This window comes from Porphyrobacter sp. ULC335, assembly GCF_025917005.1.
Lineage (GTDB): Bacteria > Pseudomonadota > Alphaproteobacteria > Sphingomonadales > Sphingomonadaceae > Erythrobacter.
In genome coordinates, this window is record NZ_CP078091.1 from 3169780 (window position 1) to 3193011 (window position 23232).

A 23232-nucleotide genomic window follows, 5' to 3' on the forward strand; every position below is an offset into this window, starting at 1 on the left:
GGCCGGTGCTCGGGTGACCGCGCTGCGTCGCATATCGGCTGCGAGCATTGCCACATGGACCCCGAGACCATGACTAACGGGCTACTCCGTGTTCTCACGCAGCGCCTCCTCTGGTCCGCCGCGCGGACTGTCGCTTCCGGCCAGCCCCAGCGTGTCGGCATCAAACTTGAACCGGATGCCTGCGAACAGCCCCTGATCCAGCGGGCGGTCGAGGCTGAAGTCGGGATCGCGAAAACCCGCAATATTGTAGCCGAGGCTTAAGATGGTCTCCTTGGCCACCACAAAGCTCGCCTGCGGGCCGAAGGCGTAACTATAGCTGCCATCAGTCACACTGGCACGGATGCTGGCGCTGCCGCCGATATCAATAGCCGAACTCAACCCGATCCGCAGATCGAGCCCGGCCAGCGCAGTGAGGCCCGCAAGATCGAGCCCCTCGACCCGGTTAAAACCATAGCGCGTGCCAAGGAACACGCCGATTTCGCTGAGCTGCCCCGCGCCGCCCCGTGTGCGCGGGGACCAGTTGGCCGAGACGCTCCCCACCAGCCGCCGCGAAACCGCATCGCCAGTGACGCTCAGCGCGGTGCGTCCCACCGGTCCGGTCTGCCCGGCAACCGCGCCGGTCACGGCATCGCTGCGATATTCCACCCGGCCCAACAGCGCGAAATCTGAACCATCGGGCCGGTGCGCGATAGTAAGGGCGGCATCCATGATTTCAGCAGAAGCCCCGCCCATGGCGGTGCTGCGCGTCCACACCAGATTGCCGCCCAGCGCGCGGCCTTCACCGATCTGGCGCAGCACGCCAAGGCTTGCCCCGTAACGATCGGCAAACTGCCCGTCGCGATATTCGGCCCGGCCATTGGCGCTCCAGCGCCCGCTGCGCCATGCCCCGCTCAGCGTGACGGCGGTGAAGTCTTCGAACAAGGTACGATCCACCCCCAGCGGGCCGCCGTTGGCAGGCGGCTGGCCGGGGTTGATCACCGCCTCGGGCGCAGGGGCGTCGCCAAGGATGCGGTTGCCATCGAGCGTCGCGGCAAGGCTCAGGGTGGACGAGACATTGACAGTCTGAGCAAGCCCGATACCGGCAAAGGCGCCCCCGCCACCGGCCCCGGCCCCACCGCTGTTCTGGCCGAAACTGGAGATGATCCGCCCGCCTTCCCACGGGCTGACCTCAACCCCTGCGCGCAGGGTGCGGGCCTTGATCGCCGCGCTATCGGCGATTTCGTAGGTCCCGGTCAGCCGCACATCGCGCGCCAATGCATAGCGCAGGCCCAGCCGGTGGCGCGGCGGCAGATCGAGCGATCCCGCCCCGCCGCCCAGCGCGATGCTGGTATCCCCACTCACCTCCAGCCGGTTATCGAAAAGGCGCTGGCTTGCGGCGGTCTGAAGCAAGGTTGAACTGCGGCGCTCACCGCTGGCCAGCCGATCGGCGAAATGGGCCAGCCCCACCCGCGCATCGGTGCCGGGCGTGCGCCACGCCAGCTCCACCTGCCCACCGCGCCGCTGCACTGCATCAGAAAGGCTGTCATCCTGCAACAGGCTGGCAATGGCCAAAAGATTGTCGCTGATCTGGTAGCGGCTATCCACCCCCAGCTTGCGCCGCCCCACCTCGGCAAGGCTTTGCTGGCCGGTGCCATAGCCATCCTCGACCGAGCGGGCATAGGCGACCACATCGAGCTGGCCGGTCTGATGCTGGAGTTCGACCAGCCACGCCGTGGCCGTATCGCCAGCGCCCGCGCTGATCCCGATTTCGGCGCGTACCTCGCTTGCCTCGCCCAGCCGCAACCGGGTGTCGGCGACGGCGAGATTGGTGCGCGCGCCATCCCCCTGATCGGTAAGCGCGGTCGCCCCGATCCGCACCGCGCCGTCATCGGCGGACCATTCGGCCCTCACCCCGGCATTGATCGCGCCGCCACTGGGCTGGGCCGTTTCATATTCGATGATGATGATCTGCGGGTTCAGGTCACCATCGCGCGAAAGGATCGGTTCGCTGAAGGTGATCGTGCCCGACAGGACATCGATGGTGTAGTCGATGAACCGCGTCAGGCTGCGCGCAGAGACCACCACCTCGGACCGGAACCGGTCGCGCACTTCGATAGTGACCCGTTCGGAATTGGCCAGAATGTCGCGGCTGCCGAGCGCATAGGGCCCGGCAAGTCCATTGCCCTGGAATTCGTCGCGCCGAAATGCGCTGCCGATGCGCGCGCCGAAAGCCTCGGCACGCAAGTCGCCCAATTGCGCCGCCGCGCGCACTCCGGTGGCGGTGCGCTGATATCGGCCCAGAGTGGTCTGATCGAACCCGGTCTGGAAATCGCCATACAGCGCAAAGAACGTTGCGCTTTCTATCCGCACATAGAGATTTTCGCGCGTGGCGGCATCGAAGCGGCGCTGCGAATTGTCGCCGAAGACGGTGTAATAGGCCGCAGGATCAATCGCCCCGAGCAGCGGCTGATCCTCGCGCTGCTTCGCACTGTCATAGGCGAGCGTGAGGAGATATTTCCCCAGCACCCGCCCTTTGGCATAAAGGGCAACGCGGGCGTTGGGGCCCAGATCGCTGTCGAAATTGCCGCCGCGCTCCATGTTGTCGGCAATGGTGCGCGCGCCGATGCTGGCCTCGCCAAGGCCGACGATGGTCCATTCGACATCGCCGGGCACTACCCAGGCCTCGATCTCCTCCCGGCGGCGGATGTTCTCATTGGCGAAGTCGAAGGCCACGCGCAGCTGGCCGCTGACCATGGTGGGGGCAAGCTCGATCCGGGCGAGGCCCTCGTCGCCCTCGATCTGCCAGCGCGCCGTCGCCTCGCCAATGCCGCTGAGCTGGCGCAGCTGTTGCTGTTCGATTTGGGCCGCGCTTTCGAACGGGGCGTTGAGTGTGTAGTTGCCCGACAGGCCCTCTCGCACCGGGCGGCCATTGCGGTCGGTGATGCGGACTACGGCAACCGGCCGGGTAACGCCGTCGGCCACCAGCAGTGACTGATCGGCCACCAGCTCGACCCGCGCGGGCTGCGAGGTGAAGAACACCACGCGTTCGACCCGCGCGTTGACGCCGCCCAGAGAGTTGACGATCTCGGCGGCAAGAACACTGCGTTCATTCAGCAAGGGGATGCCGCGCCACTGGCTGACGGCGTAGCCGCCGCCGGGGGCCTTCAAGGTGCCATCGAACGCCACCGGATCAACCGGCTGGCCATCGACGTACAGGCGGATGGTCTGTCCGGCGCGGTGGCGGAACGCAACCTTGATCGCGGGGACGCGCGGGTTGGCGTCTTCGGCCGGGGTAAGCCAGCCATCAGGGCCGTCGCCGAGCGCCAGCCAGTCGGATGTGACAGGGGCAATTGCCGTGGCAAGAGCAGGGCGGAAGACGCTTTGTGCGAGACGGTCCTCAGACAGAAGATCGTCGGCCCACGCGATGAAGGGGGCAGCCCCGCCGGTCGACGCGACGACGTGGAAATCCGCCCGGGCGAGCGATCCGCCCTGCCCGGTGACAAACCGCGATCCCGCCGCACCCGCGCTGCGGGTCGAGCGCGCGCAGTCCACCAGCCGTGCGCCCGGCGGTAGGGAGCCGCGCGCGACCTGCACTACATGGGTGCCGGGCACCACACCTTCCAAGCGATAGCGACCATCGGCGTCGGTTACGGCGAAGCTGCCGTCCTCCATCATCACCCGGATCCCGACGAGGCCAGAGGCGGTGTCTGCCACCATGCCGCAATCACCAAGCACCACGCGACCGATGACGGTCATCCGTCCCGCAATGGTGTCGCCCTCGGCCATCACGGTGGCCTCGGCGCGGGCGTTGCGTCCCAGCGCATCGCGGATGACAGCGCGGGTGACAAGCTGCCCTGCGACCGCATCGGCGCGGATGACGGCCCCATAGGTGATCCGCACCGCACCCGCCCCTGGCAGGCGATCGAGCGCAAAGGTGAGGCTGCGCCCGTCCGGCGCCACATTGACAATGCCCGGCGGCGGATCCGCGCCGTCGATCCGCAGCGTCTCGGTCCGCAACCGGATGCCGCGCGGCAGATCAATCTCCAAGGCCAGCCTCCGGCGCTCCTGCACCTCGGGGTTGCTCACCGTCAGGCTGTAGACCAGCGGATCGCCCGGTTGCGCGCGCGCGCGGGAGACGCTGAAGTCCAGGCCCGGCGCTTTTGCATCCCGATCAACCGGGACATCGACTTCGATCCAGGTGGTGCTGGCGAGCGAGAAATCGTCCCCGAACGAGCCTTCGGAAAGGGCGAAAGCCCCGCCATCGGGGGGGGACAGCAAGGCAAGCTGCGCAAGCGGTACCGCCGAGGGCGCGGCAAAGTCAGGGGGCGGCTCGATTTGCAGCCGATAACGTCCGATCGGGGCGAGCGGGAACCAGTAGCGGCCCGGCGCCATCGGGTAGACGGTGCCGGCTGCATCGGTGATCGGCTCGCCGCTGATGACCGAAGAAGGCCAGCGCGTCACCCCGTCCTCGGCGAAAACCTGCGCTAGCGCGCCGGTGGCAGCATCGCGCAAGGTGACGCGCACGCCCGAGACCGGGGCGGCGCTCTCGCTGTCGAACACCACGCCAAAGGGGTCAGCAAGGATCAAGGTGTCGCGGGTGACCGACACCCCGCCGGGCATGCCGCCCGTGGTCGCCAGCGTCACCCTGTCGCCCGAGGCCACCACCAGAGTGCACTCAGCGCGGCTCGGCCCCACGCTTGCCCGGCGCGTGGCAATGCTGCCGGCAAACAGGCCGGTGTCCACTCCAGTCTCGAACACAGTGAGATCGATGTGCCCGCCGGTGCTGTTGTCGACGGTGATCGCAAGGCTGTCGACCACGCCGGAATCGCGGTTGGCGAAAGGCGCGGCGAGCGTGAAGATGATGGTCTCACCCGGGCGATACTGGCTGGCTGGGGCAATCGCGAGGATTTGCGCTGCCCCCGGCCCGGTCGGCGTACCCGGCCTGCCCTGCCCGCAGCGCGACCCCATGAAGGTCAGTTTCGTCTGAGCGCCCGGCGCACTGCGAAAGGTATCAAGCCGCAGCGGTGCGGCCACGCGCGTCACCTCGACGCGGTTGGACGCGACCTCCTGAACGATGCCCGCCTCGTTCCAGCGGGCATGGGCGATGTTTTCAATCGTCTTCGCGGCGACCGGCGCAGCAATGGCAAGCACCAGCGCAATCACGCTCAGCCACCGACCTATCCAGCCACAGCATCGCCAGCCAGCGGGGATCGAACACGCCACGCGGCCCACACAGTCAGCGCTCAGTTGATCGTGGCGAGAAATGAGGCGGTGCGGGTCTCGTTGGCGGCCACATCGATAAGCGGCGCTGTGATGGTGCCAGCCGCAATGCTGCCCCCCGGATCGCCGCCGGTGCAGTTGCCTGACCCATCCAGCGCGCCGTTGATCCGGATGCTGCCGGTCACGAAGGTGAGGTCCGCGGGGAGAACATCGCTGATCACGATATTGGTCGCAGTGGCGCTGCCCGCACCATTGCTGACCGTGATGCAATATTCGACCGTCGCACCGGGAATGGCCTTGGGATCGGTCGTGCCGTTTACCGGATCATCGATCACGCGGTTGGTTTTGGAGACAGTAAGGGTGGCGGCGGTGACCGTGTAGCTGCCGCGCGCGGTGTAGACGCCGTCATTGGCGCTGTCGTCAGAGCCGCTGCCATCAGCCAGCACGGTATCGACGCCGGTGGTATTGGTCCCCGATGTTGCAGTAAGCACCGCGCCTTGGGCGCCCGCGCCTCCCCCGACATGGGCGGTGGCCGACAAGGTCAGGGTGGCAAGATCGCCGTTGCTCTGGCCCAGCGGTATATCGCTCACCACGTACACCCGCACGGTCGCATCTTCGCCGATTTCGTCGATGAGCTGGGTTGCGGCATCGCCTGCATTGAACACATTGTCCCCATTATCGACATGGATGGTGACGCTGTCGGCATCGAAATCATCGCCAGCGGCCTGCGCTGCGGCCAGCACCAGATCGATGGTGTCGTTCGAAAGATTGGTGACATCAAAGGCAATCACCGCGCGGGTTTCACCCGGCACGACGGTGGTGGTGGGGTCGGAGACCCGGTTCACCACGAAATTGATCTTGCGATCGACCGTCAACGTGGCGGTGGCGGTTTCATCGACCTGATCGACCCCGCCAACGCGGTAATCGACCGTGGCCGTGTTGCTGATGACCGTGCCAACGCGGGTGCCTTCGGCAAAGGCTGGCGCGGTTTGCAGCGCTATCATTGCGGTGCCCGCCATCAGCGCGACCACCCTTGAGCGGGGATTCATTTCTTTTTCTCCATCTTCAACGCGGGGGACAGCGCACTCAGCGGACCGTCACGGGAAACTCGAGTGTGCCGCTCTCGCCCGGAGCGATGGCGGGCAGGACCCAGCGCATATTGGTAACATCCCCCGGCAGTGCGGCGCGGCGCACGCCATCGGGCTGGACAATCTCAAGCTCGGCGAGCCTGCCCCACGTTGCCCCGCCATCGACCGACACCAGTGCGGCCGGGTCGATCTCGCCCGACACGCTCACGCTGGCCGGAACCGGGTTGGAGACCACGAACCGTTCGATCGGAGTCTGGCCCTTGTTGGCAAAGCGCGTGCCGAAGATCAGCCGGTCGCCCGGCACCACGACCTGCGGTTCGACCCATTCGACTTGCCGTTCGCCCGAGGTGGTGGTCGTGACCTTCTCAAGCTTGACATAGCCGACCAGCTCCAGCGGCGCTTCGGCCTGCGCCTGCGCCTGCGCCTGTGCGGCGAAACCAGCCACGAGCATGGCAAGGCCAAAGGTGCGGAAAATTTTCATCGGGGGAGCTCCTATTCCTCGACCAGAACGGCAAAGGTGACAGTCTTTGAAGTCCCGCCCGGCACGGTGCCGAGCGTGACCGAGATTCCTCCGGCTGACGCCTCGCCAGCGTCATCGCCCGCTGCATCGGTCAGCGCCGCGCTGTCGAGGTTGAGGGAGCCGGGGATGTAACGGGTGCCATCCGGGATCGCGTCAGTGACGACGAGCGCGTCGACCGGGGCCGATCCGGTGACCGAGGCGGCAATGCCATAGGTGATGGTCGCGCCCGGCGTGCCGCTTGATCCGCCAAAGGGATCGCTGACCGAGGCCCATTTGATTAACGTAACCGAGCTGGCGCTGGCAACCAGCTGCGTTGTGGCGGTAGCCATGCCAGCGCCCGGCCCGACCACCGCATCCCCGCCGCTTTCGCCGGCCCCCGCAAATGCCGTTCCCGGCGTGCCGGTGCCGGTCGCGGCGCGAGCGATCAGGTTAACGGCACTCTGCGCGCCGTCCGTGACCCCGCCGGGGATCGTCACCAGCACGAACAGCGTCTGCGTTCCGCCTGCCGCAAGGCTGGCGGTGACGCTGGGCGCGGGCAGAGCGACATCGACCCCGGGATCATAGGCACCGTTGCCATTGCCATCGATCGCAAAGCTATCGAATGCAGCGTCAAAGCCATTGCCGGCAACAGCGGTGACAACCTCAAGTGCGAAGGCTTCCGGTCCGTTGCCGGTGTTGCTGACCACAAAGCTGAGCACCTGCGGCCCGATGCGCACCGCGAGCGGCCCGGCATCCAGACTGGCCGCCGCTACCCCGAGCAATTCATCGACCCGCACCTGAACAGTGTTTGAGGTGACGGTGCGGAGAACTCCCGCCTCTTCATATTCGGCTTTGGCAGAGCTCTCGATTATCGTGCCAGCCGGCGCGGTGTTGGCGGCAGCCGAGGGCCAAGCCACCAACGAACCCGCCGCGGCAGCGCCAATGCCTTTGCGCGATAGAGAGGAAAATAAGGTGAAGGCATGACTAAGCATGCCGTTCATTTAGCGTCTTACGATCCTCAATCGGCCTTAGATCGGGCTCAGGAATTCTACATACGCCAAGATTGGCAGGAGCCGAACAGCAAACCCCCAACTATGTCGGGGCAAAAGCCGCCGTTCAGCAAACCACCCAGCACCGGTCATCCAGACCCAACCTGCGGGCTCCCGAAACCGGTCAGGCAGCTACACCAGGTTTCTCGCCGGAAGCCGAACTTCTCAGAGCGACCCCTATGCAGCCGTTGCGCAATTAGCCCAATGTCGCAATATGCCTTATGGCGCGCTTCTTCGACAACCTCTTGATCTACCGAGCCGGAATGTGCTTCGGGCAGTCTAGCGGGCGGCAAAAGCTGCTTGGTCGCCACACATGGCTCCGGCCCAGCTTCCTGCTTGCCTTAACGCTGTTCGCTTTGGTGTCAGGCCATGGCGCCTCCAGAGCCCAATCTCCTGTTCAGACCGATGCTTGGTCCGGTCAAGATGCAGACGAGAAGGCTGCACTCAACGCCATTCTGGATGAGACCTGCGACCGCCAGATCGTTATGCTCGGCGAGAATGGGTTCCACGGGGAAGGCAAGACAATCGCCTTCAAGGCTGAGCTGGTCGAGACACTTGTGACCCGTTGCGGTTTCAAGATCGTGCTGTTCGAATCCAGCCAGTACGAGTTCCTCGATATTGAACGCAAAGCGCGACGCGGCAATGCGATAGCGCGGGAACAGATATCCGCAGCCATCGGACAAATCTGGAACCAGAACCGCGAAATGGATGGCCTGATTTCGTTCCTTGCAAGCGCAAAGAGCAATGGCGACTTCATCGTCGGGGGACTTGACGATCAGCTGGGCAGCCGAGGGCTTCTGTTCGGCAATGATCCGATGATCGCGGAGCTAACCGGCTTACTGCCGATAGATCAGCGGCAACCATGTGCCGGGCGGCTGCTGCGTCGCACATACTCAGCCTATTCGAAAGAGACGCCCTACACGTCACAGGAGCGTGAGGGTTTACGAGAATGCGTCGGTGCCGCCCGGAAAATCCTGCTTGCAAGGCCCGGAACCAACGAAGACCCCCTTCTCCTTGCGATGCTCGACAACCTTGACAGATATCTGGTGCGCGATTTTCAGTCCGGTCCACAGCGGATTGCAGGCCGGGATGCGTCGATGCACTTGAACCTGCGTTGGTGGCTTTCACATCGCGGCAAGGTTGAGCCAAAAGTTATAATCTGGGCGGCGAACAGTCACATCGCGAAAGGCAAAGGCATTGACCCCGCCTTTAACGGTGCGGCTCCTTTGGGAAACATGATTGCCGCGGAGTTCGGCAGGCGGTCATATGCTCTCGGATTTTCGGCCAACTCGGGCACCTACCGATGGTCCCGTTCGGAGACGAAGGCCATTCCCACCAATACTGGAGCGCTGGAAAACAGGGCAATTGGCACTACGGGCAAAACGATGGTGTTCCTGTCCCGCAGGGCCTTGGGGAGAAAACCGGAAACAGCTGGGTTGCTAAACCACCAGTTCTATCAGGCAGAGTGGCGAGAGTTTTTCGACGGCGTCGCCGTGTTCCAGTCGGAGCGTCCGCCGAGCAGGTTCAACAATTAGAGCATCGGTGGTGAATCCGCAGTAAGGGCGAAAGGTTGGTCCGGCGAAGACCACAAACCCGCTGCCTTGAAGGGGCGGCCTCTAGTCAATAGCGGCCCTTCCGAAATCCACCCAGGTGCGGCCGCGAACAGGGCCAACGCGCGATCCCGATACCTGCCGGGCAGCTCCAATGGGTTTCTCGCCGAAATCCGACATTCGAAAAGCGACCCCGAAGCGGCCATCGCTGGTCGCAAGTGCGATCATCAAGCAGCTGGGGATCGCCCGTTTCAGCGTCTACGAGGCACTGAAGGGGACCAGATGCCCTGCTTTTTTCTGGCGCGGGCCTTCAATCAACGTCATCATCTGCCAATGAAAGCAAGTCCCGAAAAAGCCTGCGTCTTCTGTGGTCAGCCTCCAGAGGAAAAGACCAAGGAGCATGTGGTCCCCTTGTGGGTCATGAAGCTCACCGGCGACGAGAAGCGGACGGCGTTTTTTGGGGTTCATTACGCGAACGGGCCCGAGAACCTTCAGGTTCGCCAACATGCATTCTCCTCTTACACACTCCCGGCCTGCAAAACCTGCAACGACACGTTCGCTGTCTTAGAGGACTTCGCCAAGCGAGTGGTCGAAAAGCTCCTATCCGAGCAGCCCTTGACTGCAGCAGATGTTGAAATTCTCTTGGATTGGCTCGATAAAGTCCGCGTCGGCCTCTGGATTGCGGGCCGGACCCTCGGGACCAACATTTTCCGAGCATCCCAACCGAGGTTTTTTGTGGGACACCGCGTTCGTTGGGCTGACCGATGGGCGCGCATAACGCTGCTACCTGAAGGCGGGCAGGGGCTCACGTATGCAGGAGTAGGCACCCCGATGTTTGGTTCTATGCCAAGCGCGTTTGCAATCCGCATTAACCGGCTGATAATTCAGAACGCCTCAAGCCCTCGGATGCTTACACGCTGGCTGGGATTACCATACCCAGAAATGACCAGAAAGAGGACGCCTGACGGCACGATTTACTTCAGCAAGGTGTGCTTCGGGAAAAACCGTCTGCTGCCCGGCCTTATGGATTTTCCGAAGCCGTTCGCGGGACTTGAGGTTATGCAGCCAGCTTACCCCTTTGACCTTAAGGACTGTGAGCGGCCCTTCCGAAATCCATATGCACAGGCTTTTTTTGCTGACTTAGAATCGCTCCGGGCGAAGCCGCTTTTCGCAACGCAGACAGAGATTCGCGCCATCGATGAGATCGGGCCGCAAGAGTATGAATTGATGAAGCAGCCCCTTCATCCGTCAATCCCCCATTGGTTCTCTAGCTCGGCACTTGTCCTGCAGAACTATGTCAGCGAAGTGGGGCTGGTGGGCGGTCCACCCGCGACTGAGAGGAATCACAAGCGGCTACTCAAGCTGATGAATGACCTCAGACACGCAAACCGAGCCTTCCTTAAGAAAATGGACGCACAAGTACGAGACCCCAGCAAGAGCAACGATGGATCCGTCGAACTGGCGCAGGGCCGTCGGGTCATCTCTATCTGAGCACACACAGGATGAGCCTGGCATAAATGGCGGGAACTCCCGTGTGTCGCCGTTACGGTGAATTCAGTCTGGCGAATGGCCGATTGCACCTGAAATTGAGTCGAACCCGCCATTCGCCGATCCACCCAGTTTCAGCCGAAATGCGCGCAATCGGTTTGCCCCGATTGCTGACCGCCCGCACTCAATTTATCTGTCCGCGTGTTCGCCGAGCGCGCTAGCGATCATGGCTGAGAGCGCTTCTTCTGCACGCTGACGGTTCGCCTCGTCCTTGCTCGACAGGTCACGACGCAGCCAGTCGGGCGTGCGAACAAGTGCGGTGAGAATGCGCTGGGAAAGGTCATCGCTCATGCTCTGGCCTGTGGCGTTGTAGTAGGGTTGGTGCAATCATGGTGCAGCCACGCAGCGTATTCTGCGACAGCGGCGTTGCGGATTGGCTGCACTTTGCAGGCGAAGTTCTGGCCCATCCGATGCAGCCGCAATGCTGTGAGGTTGCAGGCCCGATGGACGCAACTTCGACAGGTTCTGCGACGGGTTCAAATGCCCGCAAGTGCATGATCAGAATAGAAAAGGTGACGGCAAGATAAAGCGAGATTCCTCGCTGCCGGGGCGCTGCCCCTAAGTATCTGTCTGCACATTGTTTTTGGGTGCTCTGCGAGCTGTTTAGCGGAGTGGCCGGGTGGCGCTCCTGCCGATTTTCCATTTCTTATCAATGCAAAAATGGGTGGCGCTGGTTTTGACGGGTATCTGACACTCCGCCGTTTGCCGCCGCTGGCAAGCCGTTGCGCGCTAGGCTGCTACCCCTAGGTTTTCGCTCTTGCGCAGCTGATTCCGGCTCCCAATCGTCACCCCATGACAGGTGATGACGACAGCTTTCATATCCGCCCCGGACGGGCTCGCGACCGTGGTGCAGGCATGGCACGGGTTGCCCGCCCGCGCCCCGTGCGCCATCGGCCCAAGAGCTTCACCGCGCAGGTCACTCTCGCGATCAGACGGTCGGGCGGTAACCCCAATCAGTTGTCCGGAACGAGAAAGGCAAGTGGCAGGTGCAATGCCCGAGGTCGGGGCGCGAAGGTTGCTGCCGGATTGAAAGGCCGCAACGGATGGAGCCGGGACGCGCACGGGGTGCGTACCCGCGCGCGCCGGGTGGCCGTGAAGGCGAGGATCGTGAAGCTCAACCCGCAACGTGGCGGTACGCGCGGGCGGCAGTTCGTGAGCGCCAAGGCGGTTGATGCGCATCTGCGCTATCTGGAGCGCGACGGCGTCACCCGCGACGGCGAAAAGGGTCAGGTCTATTCGGCTGACCAAGACGTGGCGGATGGTTCGGCCTTTCTCGACCGGGGCCGCGAGGACCGTCACCAGTTCCGCTTTATCGTGTCGGCGGAGGACGGCGTCGAGCTTTCCGATCTGCGCCAGACCACGCGTGATCTGATGGCGCAAATGGAAGCGGACCTTGGCACGAAGCTCGACTGGATTGCGGTCGATCACCACAACACCGGCCATCCGCATACCCATATTCTGGTGCGCGGTATCACCGACGACGGCAAGCGGCTCGACATCGCCGGGGACTACATCGCCCACGGCATCCGCGAACGCGCGAGCGAGATCGTCACGCTGGAGCTGGGCCGGCAGACCGAGAGGGACGTCAGCCGCCAGCTTGAACGCGAGGTGGATGCCAACCGGTTCACGCGGCTCGACCGGATGCTGATTGCCGAGCAGGACGCAGGGAGCGAGTTTGCTGATCTTCGTCCTGACAAGGACATGGCCCCCACCATGCGCCAGAACCGGGCGTTGATGATTGACCGTGCCCGCAGGCTGGAGCGGATGGGATTGGCGACCGAGCACACACCGGGTGTGTGGACCATCTCACCCCGCGCAGAAGCGATCCTGCGCGAGCTGGGTACGCGCGGCGACATCATCAAAACCATGCATCAGGCGCTGGACCGCGAGGGGCTGGCGCAGCAGCGGGCCTCTGCAGGCTATGCCATCCACCAAGCCGCACCGACCAACCGGATCGTCGGGTGCGTCGTCGCTAAGGCACTGGGCAGCGACGAACTGGGTGAACGCATGGGTCTTACCATCGACGGGATGGACGGGCGTGTTCATTACCTTGAGGTCCCAGCAGCCAAGGCAGAGCACATCAGTCGCGGCAGCATAGTGGCGGTCAATCCGCCGCCCAGCACCGCGCGCACAGCAGATGAGAACATCCTGCAGCAGACCGATGCCACCGGCATCTATCGTCCATCGGCCCATCTGGCATCGGTTCGTGAGACCATGCCCCGGATTGATCACGAGCGGCATGTCCAGTCGCATGTCCGCAGGCTTGAAGCCTTGCGCCGCGCAGGAATCGTCGAGCGCATTGATGCCGATCGCTGGAGCGTTCCCTCCGACCTGCCCGAACGCGGCCTTGCCTATGATCGGCAGCGGTTCGGGAAAGGCCCGCGTATCGATGAGTTGTCGCACCTGCCGCTCGACCGGCAGGTGCACCACGAGGGAGCAACCTGGCTTGACCGGACCATGCTGGACGGTGGGCGCGAGACCACGCCGCAGTCGGGGTTCGGCGGCGACGTTCGCAATGCATGGGAGGCGCGCAAACAAGCGCTCGCTGACATGGGCTATGTTCGGGATTCTGGCGGCGGGAAGTTCCGCGCGCCCAGCGATCTGCTCGCGCAGCTGGAACAGGCCGAGGTCAGCCGGGCGGGTAGAAAGTTTGCTGCCGAACGCGGGCTCACCTTCCAACCGACCGGGACCGGCGATCGGGTGTCGGGCAAACTTGTTGGGCAAGCACAGCTTGCCAGTGGGCGGTTCGCCATGATCGACAATGGTCTTGGGTTCCAACTCGTGCCCTGGAACGACGCGCTCGCAAAGCGTCTGGGTCAGCAGATTGACGGGATCGCCATGCCCGGCGGGAGCATCGATTGGACGCTTGGCCGGAGCCGGGGCCGGGGGCTCGGGTTGTGATGCTTGTGCGAGAACTGCCACTCGGCCAGCTGGGTCGAGACAAGAGGGGGAAAGCAGTCTTGCCGAGTCTACCTAAGCGCCTTTGATCCATGGCGCTACGACATTCTTCTAGCCCGCGAGGCTGTCATCCAACTCGCGCAACCGATCCTCAATTTGAGACGAAAAGCTGTAGATCGCAGTTAGGTCGGAAAGGAGATGCCGCTCCTCTTCCTTGCCCTTGAACGTGCCGAGGTATTTCGCAGTCAACCCGTTGAAGTGCATCCTGACAATGGTCTTGCGGTTGTTGTCGTCCAGCAGAACTGCGCAGTAGGATTTCGCGTCCCTAATCGTGACACGCTTTGGATCGAGAAGCCGTGAGGCAATGGCCTGGACGATGTGGAAGCCTGACAGCTCTTCCTGTGTTGTAACGATGCCGTCTGCGTCCATTTCGCTCTCCGATGGCGCTTCCTCAACTGGGCCAGGTGATGCAGCGTTCAATGCAGACGAAAGGCGCTCATTGACCAGATCGCGGACAAGCGACGAAATCGTGCTAACCAGCATCTTGCTGATGTTCTCGCGCACCGATGCCGTAAGTCGGCCGTCATGGACGCGCCGAGCCATCAAGTCCACGAACCCTTCTGATGGCTCCGCAAACTCCTTTTCCAACTCTTTGCGGAGGAGTGACTGAACCTTGAGGTTGCCGGCTTCATGGACGATTTTGTCGATGTCAAAGGCCGATTTTTGGAACTTCTCAAGCGTCTTCACATCGGTTGGCTTGATCGCGTCCATGGAGAACGAGAAGAACGGCTTCTCGTCCATGATGTTGGCTTTCTCAACATCCGAATAGAATTGGTAGGTCACCCCATTGGTCAGCAGTGCAAGCCTAGCGTCTGTTGCTGTGAAATAGCGAAAAAGCTGACCTGCGTGCTTGATGTTCAGGTCTGACGAAGCGGGCTTACATTCGATCAGTACGTCTACCTTGCCATCCGTGCAGATCGCATAGTCTACCTTTTCGCCCTTCTTGGTTCCCACATCAGCAGTGAACTCTGGGACAACCTCACCTGGGTTGAACACATCGTAACCCAGAGCTTGCAGGAAGGGCATGACCAGCGCGTTCTTTGCTGCCTCTTCGGTCAGCAAAACTTCACGATGCTCTAGCGTCCGCTTTTGAAGTTCCGCCAGCTTCGTCGCCAAGTCCATGATTGCCCCCTAAAAACCGTGCGGCACAGACCTGCCACTGAACAATTTTACAAGCAAGCCCTCAGGCAGGTTCATCAAGTCATTGCTTCAGGCTGATAGTCCGAACGACTCCCGTGACAGATTGATTCTGTCAGCCTTCCAACGAGAATCCGAACATTCCACTGCTTTTGACCATTTCCAAATCGTAGTATGTGACGCCGCGCAAAATGATGACCGGACTGGGATCGGCTTCTTCCTCCTTCGTAATTTCCTTCCAATCGCGATCGATCTCTTCGGGGTCCAGAAGGCCAACTTGAAAAGCGTTTGTGATGACATGGCCTTGCAGTTCGTCTTTGAAGCCTGACATCTTACGGATTGGAAGTTGCCCATAGCGAAGCTGGCGCTGAACCAGCATGTTTGCATAGAGACTGACCGGAATGCGCTGGCCGTAGCCGTTATCGACCCAAGGCTCGGTTTCGCCAAAGATCGGCATCTCCCCGGTTTCTCCCTCTTCGGTCGTGATATCGCCCTGATTCCATCGGTCGAGAAGCACTTCCACTGGATTACCCAATTTGTTGCCAGCTTCGTCAAAAGCAATAATCGATGAAAAGAAGTCGCGAGGCATCATAAATGGTGCTGGATAAGAGCAACTCACTCCAAGAGAAATTGCCACGCCCCTCCATTCAACCATCGCAGGCATGGACGGGAATGACTGCCACTTGTGTGGTTCTGTATCGACAGGACTGTAAAGGTCGATTTGAAGATCGCGAGCTCGCGCTTTCGCAGCCTCGCTAAAGCCACTGGGGCAAACTAGAACTCCCTTTTGTCCTCCTACATCCTTGAGAAGGCCATCAAATTCCTCAACACCTTTCACATCGACTGGCTTTTTATGATCCTTGCAGTCGATAATGATATTGATTTCATATTGACCAATCTGTTCGCTGACCAAAACATCAATCTGCCGGTTCACTTTTGAATAACGCCCCGGCAATTTCACATTATGAATAACTTTCGCTTTAGGAGCGAGTTCCTGCTGAATGCGCTGAACCAGCTTCTCAAGCTCCTCGGATGCTTTGGCCATATGCTCTCCTCGCGGACGTGTATCCCTATCGAAGCCATTCTTGCGGACCTCAACTATGTCGCAATGGGGCTGTCGTTCAACGCGGGTGCGACGATAATGCAGGCTTAACCACAGAAAGCAGTGTTAGTGTTCGCCCTGAGATAGCTTCGAGAATTTCCGCTTTCGGTCAGAAGCTCACCTAAGCTGCCCATCCGCTATCGGGATCGCGCCGAGCTGCTAGGAATGCCCGAAACTGGGTGGTTAGCTGCCATTGATGTTGGTTTTGCAGACACTACAAGGTTTGGCGAAAAGGGGGCCGCCATGAGCGCGAGCGCGTGCGTCGTATATTTTGGTATCCGCTACGAAATTTCGGAAGACGAGATATCTGCGCTGGAGCTAAGAATCGATCCACGCCAGCGTGCGGCCAGACAAGTCGGTCTCAATAGCTATTGGCAGAATTTCGGAGGCCCCGACGAACGTTATGTGCTGCTGGTCGGCACGCAGATTGCGATCCTCGGACCGGAGGATGTGTTATCATCCAGCATCACAGCGGAGCGCCTCCAAGACATTGTCAGCCAGACTGAGGGCCGTCTCAATGAAGCTGGACTTGAAGGACTGCGAAGTCTGCATTTCGAGTGGTTTGAGGACCTTTAGGAGCCTGCGTCAAAAGTCCGCTATGGGGTCGCAAGCTGACCAGCGGCTGCTGGCGAGAAACTGGCTGAAGCTGCCCGGCGGCTATCATGATCGCGCGTCGGCCCCGCTCAGGACCGGGAATGGGTGGTTAGCGGACCTTTAGGTCCAAGAGTTTTCATGTCGCAATGTTAGTGACCGCAAATTCGCCGACTTCAGGGTTTGCGCTTGCCACGTGGGAACTCGCGGTCATTCCAGAGAACTGCCGCAATCAAAACAGGGTATACTAGGACAATAGCCGGAATGAACCGGCGCAGATACTCAGGCCATCCATAATTCTCGATCATTCCATCCCAAGTGTGGAGGCCAAGCCCGATCGAGACAAGAAGGAGCCACGGCATCACCGCAGCTCGCGCCGCATCCGACAATTTCATTGGCTCTTCTCCAAATCAGGGACGCCCCTGATTAGCCTCTTCAGCCGGTCAAGGTGATGACTCGCGTTCATTTACACAGAAATGCACGCCTTGGAGAATGTCGGCAATGGGGTCGATTTCAGAATTTCTGGTTTTGGCTCAAAATCCGCAAAGGCGGACGCTGGCGTCCTGCTCAATCACCGAACCTTATCCGGCCTCGCCTTCGCCTCTGACTTGAGCTTTTCGATCCGCTCCGAGCAGACCTCGTGCACGACGCGGCCAAGTTCCTCGACCTGAGCGCCGAGCCATTCGAGCTCTTCCTCGGTGACCCGGTAGTGCTTCGAGTAGCGCGCCTTGACGTAGGCGTCCTTCAGCTTCTCGAACCGCGCGCGGTCGCGCTTATTTTCGCGCGGCCAGACATAGGTCAGGCGCGGATCGATCCGCTCAGCCTGGGTGCGCAAAAACCCGAGATTGTGGACGTGGGGGGTGTAGAACGTCGTGACCAGAAGAACGCAGTGGTAAAGCCGTTCGGTGGCTTGGTGCAAAATGAAAGCAGCATCGCGCCACTCTTGCTGCGAGACAAAAAAGTGAAACCCTTTCTTCGCGCTCGCAGCAAGTGGGAACCATTCCTCCAAGTAGCCTTCCGCCATGGCAAGCGCCTGCGTTGGCGTCTTTGGCTTGGGCGTGTGCAGTTCGGTGTCGTCGGACTGGTAGACCGCAATCCCCTCGGCCTTCACGTCCATGAAAAAGTAGCGTCCGTGAGCGAGACCGTCGTTTACCTCCTGCAGGGTGTGAACGATGAAGTTGACCGGCGTCTGCAGTGTGCCAGTCACTCCATACTCGCGCATCAGCCGCTCATCGAGCTTGGCCCAGTACTTCACCCGGTCGGTGAGCCGCTTGTCGCTGACGATGATCAGCAGATCGAAGTCCGAACGGTAGCCCTTGGCGGTGTGCGGCTCATCGACCCAGGTGCCGCGCGCATAGCTGCCGTAGAGGATGACCTTGAGGATACGTCCGGCCTTCTTCCACTCGTGCTTTGCTAGAGCGAAGGCATCGTCGAACTCCTCGAAGATCAGCTGCACCACTCGTTCCAGCTCGCGCTGCTTTTGCGGGGGCAGATGGTCGAGGTCGGTGCGCATCGTTCGCGCAGTCTAGCAAGCTGTTGAGCAACTTGCACCTCTCCGACGACCATCATCCGCATTGATGGCACCAAACAGGATGCATCCACGTCCTCAAGTGGGACCCAGCGCGATTTCGAATGCTGTCAATACCAAGAACTGGGGATGGAGCTGAAACACGACATGCTGGGCCAGCAGACATCCCGCTAGCTGCCAGCATCGGCGGACGCGCGCCGCCCCTCAAGACCAAGCCCTGCGGGCGGCGCTGTTAGCGCCGGTCTTGACCGCCGCCGCCCATTCGCCTGGATCGAGGTGTGCGCCGGGACGGAAGAACGCGTCCGCGCCGAACCAAAGAACGGGACTGGGAAAGCGCCGCGAGCGCTACGCTCCTGTCGCCATGTTCCGCCATACCGCGCCCATCACCCCTTTCTGCGCGCGCCGACACGAAGCGAAGTCCGGCGAAGACATAGGTGGTTCCACTGCTGCCTGGCATCGCAGATTCTGGTGCGATGCCCCGCAAGCCGCGTCATAATGAACCCACCGCATCCGAGCAGATAGAAAAGCTGCTTGGCGAGCCATGGCCGTTCCGGGGCCGTCCGCCCAGACACGATGTAGAGCAATGGCGCGTCATCGACGATTGGCCAGAGCAGATTCCAGTTACCGATGCCGAAATTGCTGTGTTCGAGGCATGGTTCGGCGACGTATTCGATGAGCTATTTGGCCCGGTCTAGTGACTCAGGTTCACATTTTGCCATGTGGATCGATTGCAATTCGTCCCCCAACGGGGTATCGTTGCTAGCCCTAGAGATGGTTTCCGCAGGCACCGTGAAGCAGCCGACTTTCTGGCAGCGGCATGTCGCATTGTGGCCGAAAAGGAGCGCCCGATGGCCAGTAAGGTCGCAGCCAGGAATCGAAGCGCAGGAGCAGAGAGCGGTGCCAACGCCGAAAGCTCTGCGCTGCCCACCCGTTTCGGCGTGCAAATTCCGCAGGAGATTGCCGTGAAGGCGATCCGGACCAAGCTCGGCATGACCCAGTTGGAGTTCGCCAGTCGCTTCGGCTTCTCAATCAAGACGCTGCAGCAGTGGGAGCAAAAGCAGCGCGTGCCCGAGGGTCCGACGCGCGCTTATCTTCTGGTAATCAACCGCGATCCTGAAGCGGTTCAGCGCGCCTTGGGGAGCGCAACATGACCGACGCCGCCCCCAGCTCCGTTCCGCTGCGCGCCGCCCTGTATCTGCGGGTCTCGACCGCGCGGCAGGCCGAGCATGACGTGTCGATCCCCGATCAACGCAAGCAGGGCGAAGCTTATTGCGCTTCGCGCGGCTACCAGCTTGTCGAGACATTCGTGGACGCTGGCGCTTCAGCCACCAACGACCGCCGGCCCGAGTTCCAGAAGTTGATCGAGGCAGGGACCGCCAAGCCTGCACCGTTCGAGATCATAGTCGTCCACTCATTCAGCCGGTTCTTCCGCGATCACTTCGAGCTGGAGTTCTATGTCCGCAAGCTGGCGAAGAACGGCATTCGCCTCGTATCGATCACTCAGGAGATGGGCGACGATCCGATGCACGTCATGATGCGCCAGATCATGGCGCTGTTCGACGAGTACCAGTCCAAGGAAAACGCCAAGCACGTGCTTCGCGCCTTGAAGGAGAATGCGCGGCAGGGCTTCTGGAATGGCTCGCTTCCGCCGATCGGCTACCGCGTCGTCGCTGCCGAGCAGCGCGGGGCCAAGATCAAGAAGAAGCTGGAAATCGATCCGCTCCACGCCGACACCGTGCGGCTGGCATTCCGGCTCGCGCTGGAGGGTGACGGCACATCAGGCCCGATGGGCGTCAAGGCCATCACCAAGTACCTCAACGAACGCCGTATTTTCACCCGCGATGGCGGGCGCTGGGGCATCGGCACCGTGCACCGCATGCTGACCCGTCCGACCTACATAGGTCGCCACGAGTTCAACAAGCGAAGCCAGTCAAAGGCGCTGAAGCCCGCCGAAGAAGTCATTTCTGTCGCGGTCCCGGCGATCATCGATCAGGCGACGTTTGATGCCGTGCAGGCGCGGATGAGAGCACGCAACCCCAAGGTCACGCCGCCACAGGTGGTCGGCGGTCCCACGCTGCTGACTGGCCTCATCCACTGCGCCAAGTGCGGCGGAGCCATGACCATCCGCACCGGCAAGGGCGGGCGCTATCGCTACTACACCTGCTCGACCAAGGCTCGGCAGGGACCGACCGCATGCAGCGGCATGACCGTGCCGATGGAGAAACTTGACACGCTGGTTGCCAAGCATCTGGAGGACCGCTTGCTTGACCCTGCGAGGCTGGAGCAGGTGTTAGCGGCGGTTCTCGACCGGAGGCAAGAGCGGACCGAGCGCCGCCGCGAGCATATCGCCGAGCTAAACAAGCGCGCAACCGAATCCGATCAACGCCTCAAGCGGCTTTACGATGCTATCGAGAGCGGTGTTGCCGACCTGGACGATCACGACCTCAAAGATCGCATCGCCAGTCTCAAAGCGATCCGCGACCAGTCGCGCGTCGATGCCGAACGTGCGTCGGCGATGCTCGAAAGCGCAGGCCAAAAATCAATCACCGCGCCGATGCTTGCGAAGTTCGCGCAGACCGCTCGCCAGCGGATGCGTCTGCCCGGTGGCGGTTACCGCCGTGACCATCTCCGTGCGCTGGCGCAGCGAGTCGAGGTCAACGACGGCGAGGTTCGCATCATGGGCTCAAAATCGGACCTGCTACGGACACTTGCCGCCGCAGGCGATGCCGGAACTCCGCCGGACGCAGTGCCCAGCTTTGTTCCAAGGTGGCGGAGAGGGTGGGATTCGAACCCACGTTACCGTTGCCGGTAAACCGCATTTCGAGTGCGGCGCATTCGACCACTCTGCCACCTCTCCGCGAGGCCTGTTGCGCTATTGAAGGCCGCCTGGTCGGGGCGGCTGGCGACAGGAAGCGCGCCCGTTAGCCCAAGCCTCGGCACTTGCCAAGACCTGCGGGGACACAAAATGCGGGCATATCTGGGACAGCCCCGGGCGACGTGCTTGTTTTGCGGCGGCAAAGGTCCATATTGCGAGGCATGGAACGCGCAGAGTTCTTTTCGAGCCAGGCTGGCCGCACCATTAGCGCGCCCCGCCAGACACGTGCCCGCTTCGGGATTGGTGATGTGGTTCGCCATCGCCTGTTCGCCTTTCGGGGTGTCGTCTTCGATATCGATCCGGTGTTTGCCAATTCGGAAGAATGGTACCAGTCGATCCCTGAAGACATCCGGCCACGCCGCGACCAGCCCTTCTACCACCTGCTCGCGGAAAACGATGATTCGTCCTATGTCGCCTATGTGAGCCAGGGTAATCTCCTTGCCGATCCGCAAGGAGGGCCGGTCGATCATCCCACGGTGCGCCAGCTGTTCGACAGCTTTAAGGACGGGCGCTACCGGATGCGAGCCTCGCTTACACATTGACAACCTTGCCCTGCTAAAGCGGGGTCATGGCTGACATCACCCGCCCTGATCGTGACAATGCCACCATGGCGCGGCTGCGTTTGGCGCTAGAACGCGAGCTTGGTGCCGGCGAGATTGTGCTCTGGCACGGTTGGCAGCTTGGCAGGGTCGATCCGCAAACCTTCCTGATTTACGTCTTCGCCGTGCCGTGGACTGCCTTTTCGGTGATGTGGACCGTTTTTGCAGCAAGTGCAGTGGCGCTTTCGGGCGACCAGTCGCCGGGCATAATCGGCTGGGCATTCCCGCTGTTCGGCCTGCCCTTCATCGCGGTCGGCGCGTGGATGCTGTCGCGCCCCTTTGTGCCGCTGTTCGAGCGTGGACGGGTACTTTATGTGGTGACAGACAAGCGAATGCTGAAGCTGAGCCTTGGGCGGGAACTGGTGGTTCAGACCGTACCTGCTGACCGCATTGGCCTTGCCGAGCGCCGCGAACAGCGCGATGGCACGGGCATGCTCAAGTTTGCGGTGCGGATCGGCAAGGATAGCGACGGCGACAAGCAGACCGAAGACTTCATCATCGGCACCGTCGCGGATATCATGGGCGCGCAGGAAGCGATCAACCGGATCGGCAAATTCGCCGCCCCCGCGGACGACGCGGCCGGCGCGCTCAGCTCTTGAGCTTCCATCCACTCCGCAGCAGGGCATAGACCGCCACGCCAAGGACGATGTTCAGTACCAGCAGCCCCGCCCCCGCAGCCATCACGTGATCGGCTGCGCCGATGTCGCTCTGCCCAAGGAACCCATAGCGGAAGCCCGAGATGACATAGAAGAACGGGTTGGCGCGGCTTACCGCCTGAAACACGCCGTGCAGGTTCTCGATCACGTAGAACGTGCCCGAAAGCAGCGACAGCGGGGCGATGATGAAGTTGGTGACGGCTGCGTTGTGATCGAACTTCTCGGCCCAGATCGATGTGGCAAGGCCAACCGTTGCCAGCATCATTGATCCCATCAATCCGAACCACAGGACCGCCCAGGGATGCGCCATTGTCAGCGACACACCAGGCCAAAGCGCCATAGCCAGTGCGACGGCAAAGCCCACCGCGATCGCCCGCGTCATTGCCGCAGCCAGAATCCCGGCCATCATTTCGCCCGAGGACAGCGGCGGCATCAACAGGTCGATAATCGTCCCCTGCATCTTGCCTGAAAGCAGTGAAAAGGAGGAATTGGCGAAGGCGTTCTGCATCATCGCCATCATGATCAGGCCCGGTGCGACAAAGGTGGCGAAGGGCACGCCCAGCACTTCACGCCCCTCGCGGCCCAGCGCGACGGTGAAAATCGCCAGAAACAGCAGTGTGGTGAAGGCCGGAGCCCAGATCGTCTGCGTCTGGACCTTGAGAAACCGGCGCACCTCCTTCATATAGAGAGCCGAGAGCCCAACGCGATTGACCCCGATGATAACGGGTACGCCGCGCGGGGAGAACCGGATGCTCCCGCCGGACTTGTCATCGGACGTCATTTCAGTCACGGGAGCGGCGTTATTGATCGGGTTTGCAGAAGCAGTGTCGGCCATGGCTGAGGTGCCTAGGCC

18 protein-coding genes and 1 tRNA gene are annotated in these 23232 nt (G+C 61.7%); 9 read left to right on the top strand and 10 right to left on the bottom strand.

The window, feature by feature from the left end:
- Positions 1-81 precede the first annotated feature (81 nt).
- From KVF90_RS15210 to KVF90_RS15225, 4 genes are all read right to left on the bottom strand, one after another.
- A complete protein-coding gene (locus tag KVF90_RS15210; protein WP_264392410.1) occupies positions 82-5142 on the bottom strand; it encodes a carboxypeptidase-like regulatory domain-containing protein in 5061 nt (1686 codons plus the stop codon).
- 80 nt (positions 5143-5222) lie between these two features.
- On the bottom strand, positions 5223-6248 hold the full coding sequence (locus KVF90_RS15215; RefSeq protein WP_264392411.1) for a hypothetical protein: 1026 nt from the start codon (positions 6246-6248) through the stop codon (positions 5223-5225).
- Between the two features lie 37 nt (positions 6249-6285).
- Entirely contained in the window at positions 6286-6768 is a 483-nt protein-coding gene (locus tag KVF90_RS15220) for a hypothetical protein (RefSeq protein WP_264392412.1), read from the bottom strand.
- A gap of 11 nt (positions 6769-6779) precedes the next feature.
- Positions 6780-7703, bottom strand: a complete 924-nt coding sequence (locus KVF90_RS15225) for a hypothetical protein (RefSeq protein WP_264392413.1) — start codon at positions 7701-7703, stop codon at positions 6780-6782.
- A gap of 353 nt (positions 7704-8056) precedes the next feature.
- On the opposite strand from KVF90_RS15225, the gene KVF90_RS15230 reads away from it, so the two are divergent.
- Positions 8057-9370, top strand: coding sequence for an erythromycin esterase family protein (locus KVF90_RS15230; RefSeq protein WP_264392414.1), 1314 nt, complete (start codon positions 8057-8059; stop codon positions 9368-9370).
- 297 nt (positions 9371-9667) lie between these two features.
- Entirely contained in the window at positions 9668-10876 is a 1209-nt protein-coding gene (locus tag KVF90_RS15235) for a hypothetical protein (protein ID WP_264392415.1), read from the top strand.
- A gap of 186 nt (positions 10877-11062) precedes the next feature.
- On the opposite strand, the gene KVF90_RS15240 is transcribed toward KVF90_RS15235, so the two are convergent.
- On the bottom strand, positions 11063-11224 hold the full coding sequence (locus KVF90_RS15240; protein ID WP_264392416.1) for a hypothetical protein: 162 nt from the start codon (positions 11222-11224) through the stop codon (positions 11063-11065).
- Positions 11225-11998: 774 nt separating this feature from the next.
- Between KVF90_RS15240 and KVF90_RS15245 the strand changes: the two genes are divergently transcribed.
- Positions 11999-13834, top strand: a complete 1836-nt coding sequence (locus KVF90_RS15245; RefSeq protein ID WP_264392417.1) for a DUF3363 domain-containing protein — start codon at positions 11999-12001, stop codon at positions 13832-13834.
- 108 nt (positions 13835-13942) lie between these two features.
- On the opposite strand, the gene KVF90_RS15250 is transcribed toward KVF90_RS15245, so the two are convergent.
- Together KVF90_RS15250 and KVF90_RS15255 are read right to left on the bottom strand one after the other, a co-directional pair.
- Positions 13943-15013 carry a type I restriction endonuclease gene (locus KVF90_RS15250; RefSeq protein WP_264392418.1) on the bottom strand — a complete coding sequence of 357 codons (1071 nt, stop codon included), beginning with the start codon at positions 15011-15013 and terminating at the stop codon, positions 13943-13945.
- Between the two features lie 130 nt (positions 15014-15143).
- Positions 15144-16073 carry a restriction endonuclease gene (locus KVF90_RS15255; protein WP_264392419.1) on the bottom strand — a complete coding sequence of 310 codons (930 nt, stop codon included), beginning with the start codon at positions 16071-16073 and terminating at the stop codon, positions 15144-15146.
- A gap of 300 nt (positions 16074-16373) precedes the next feature.
- Between KVF90_RS15255 and KVF90_RS15260 the strand changes: the two genes are divergently transcribed.
- Positions 16374-16706 carry a hypothetical protein gene (locus tag KVF90_RS15260; RefSeq protein WP_264392420.1) on the top strand — a complete coding sequence of 111 codons (333 nt, stop codon included), beginning with the start codon at positions 16374-16376 and terminating at the stop codon, positions 16704-16706.
- A 586-nt stretch (positions 16707-17292) separates the two neighbouring features.
- On the opposite strand, the gene KVF90_RS15265 is transcribed toward KVF90_RS15260, so the two are convergent.
- Entirely contained in the window at positions 17293-18234 is a 942-nt protein-coding gene (locus KVF90_RS15265; RefSeq protein WP_264392421.1) for a HEPN domain-containing protein, read from the bottom strand.
- A gap of 488 nt (positions 18235-18722) precedes the next feature.
- Between KVF90_RS15265 and KVF90_RS15270 the strand changes: the two genes are divergently transcribed.
- From KVF90_RS15270 to KVF90_RS15280, 3 genes are all read left to right on the top strand, one after another.
- Positions 18723-18944, top strand: a complete 222-nt coding sequence (locus KVF90_RS15270; protein ID WP_264392422.1) for a hypothetical protein — start codon at positions 18723-18725, stop codon at positions 18942-18944.
- A 153-nt stretch (positions 18945-19097) separates the two neighbouring features.
- The gene (locus tag KVF90_RS15275) at positions 19098-19400 is read left to right on the top strand and encodes a helix-turn-helix domain-containing protein (protein ID WP_264392423.1); all 303 of its coding nucleotides are present in this window, start codon (positions 19098-19100) and stop codon (positions 19398-19400) included.
- A complete protein-coding gene (locus KVF90_RS15280; RefSeq protein ID WP_264394549.1) occupies positions 19397-21061 on the top strand; it encodes a recombinase family protein in 1665 nt (554 codons plus the stop codon). Before KVF90_RS15275 ends, KVF90_RS15280 begins: the two co-directional genes overlap by 4 nt.
- On the opposite strand, the gene KVF90_RS15285 is transcribed toward KVF90_RS15280, so the two are convergent.
- A tRNA-Ser gene (locus KVF90_RS15285) sits at positions 21017-21106 on the bottom strand. The two genes, KVF90_RS15280 and KVF90_RS15285, sit on opposite strands and share 45 nt — an antisense overlap.
- A gap of 179 nt (positions 21107-21285) precedes the next feature.
- Between KVF90_RS15285 and hspQ the strand changes: the two genes are divergently transcribed.
- Both hspQ and KVF90_RS15295 read left to right on the top strand, forming a co-directional pair.
- Positions 21286-21666, top strand: coding sequence for a heat shock protein HspQ (hspQ, locus tag KVF90_RS15290; RefSeq protein WP_264392424.1), 381 nt, complete (start codon positions 21286-21288; stop codon positions 21664-21666).
- Between the two features lie 26 nt (positions 21667-21692).
- Positions 21693-22322: a hypothetical protein gene (locus KVF90_RS15295; RefSeq protein ID WP_264392425.1), complete on the top strand. Its 630-nt coding sequence runs from the start codon at positions 21693-21695 to the stop codon at positions 22320-22322.
- On the opposite strand, the gene KVF90_RS15300 is transcribed toward KVF90_RS15295, so the two are convergent.
- A complete protein-coding gene (locus KVF90_RS15300) occupies positions 22312-23160 on the bottom strand; it encodes an ABC transporter permease (RefSeq protein ID WP_264394551.1) in 849 nt (282 codons plus the stop codon). The two genes, KVF90_RS15295 and KVF90_RS15300, sit on opposite strands and share 11 nt — an antisense overlap.
- Positions 23161-23232: the final 72 nt, after the last annotated feature.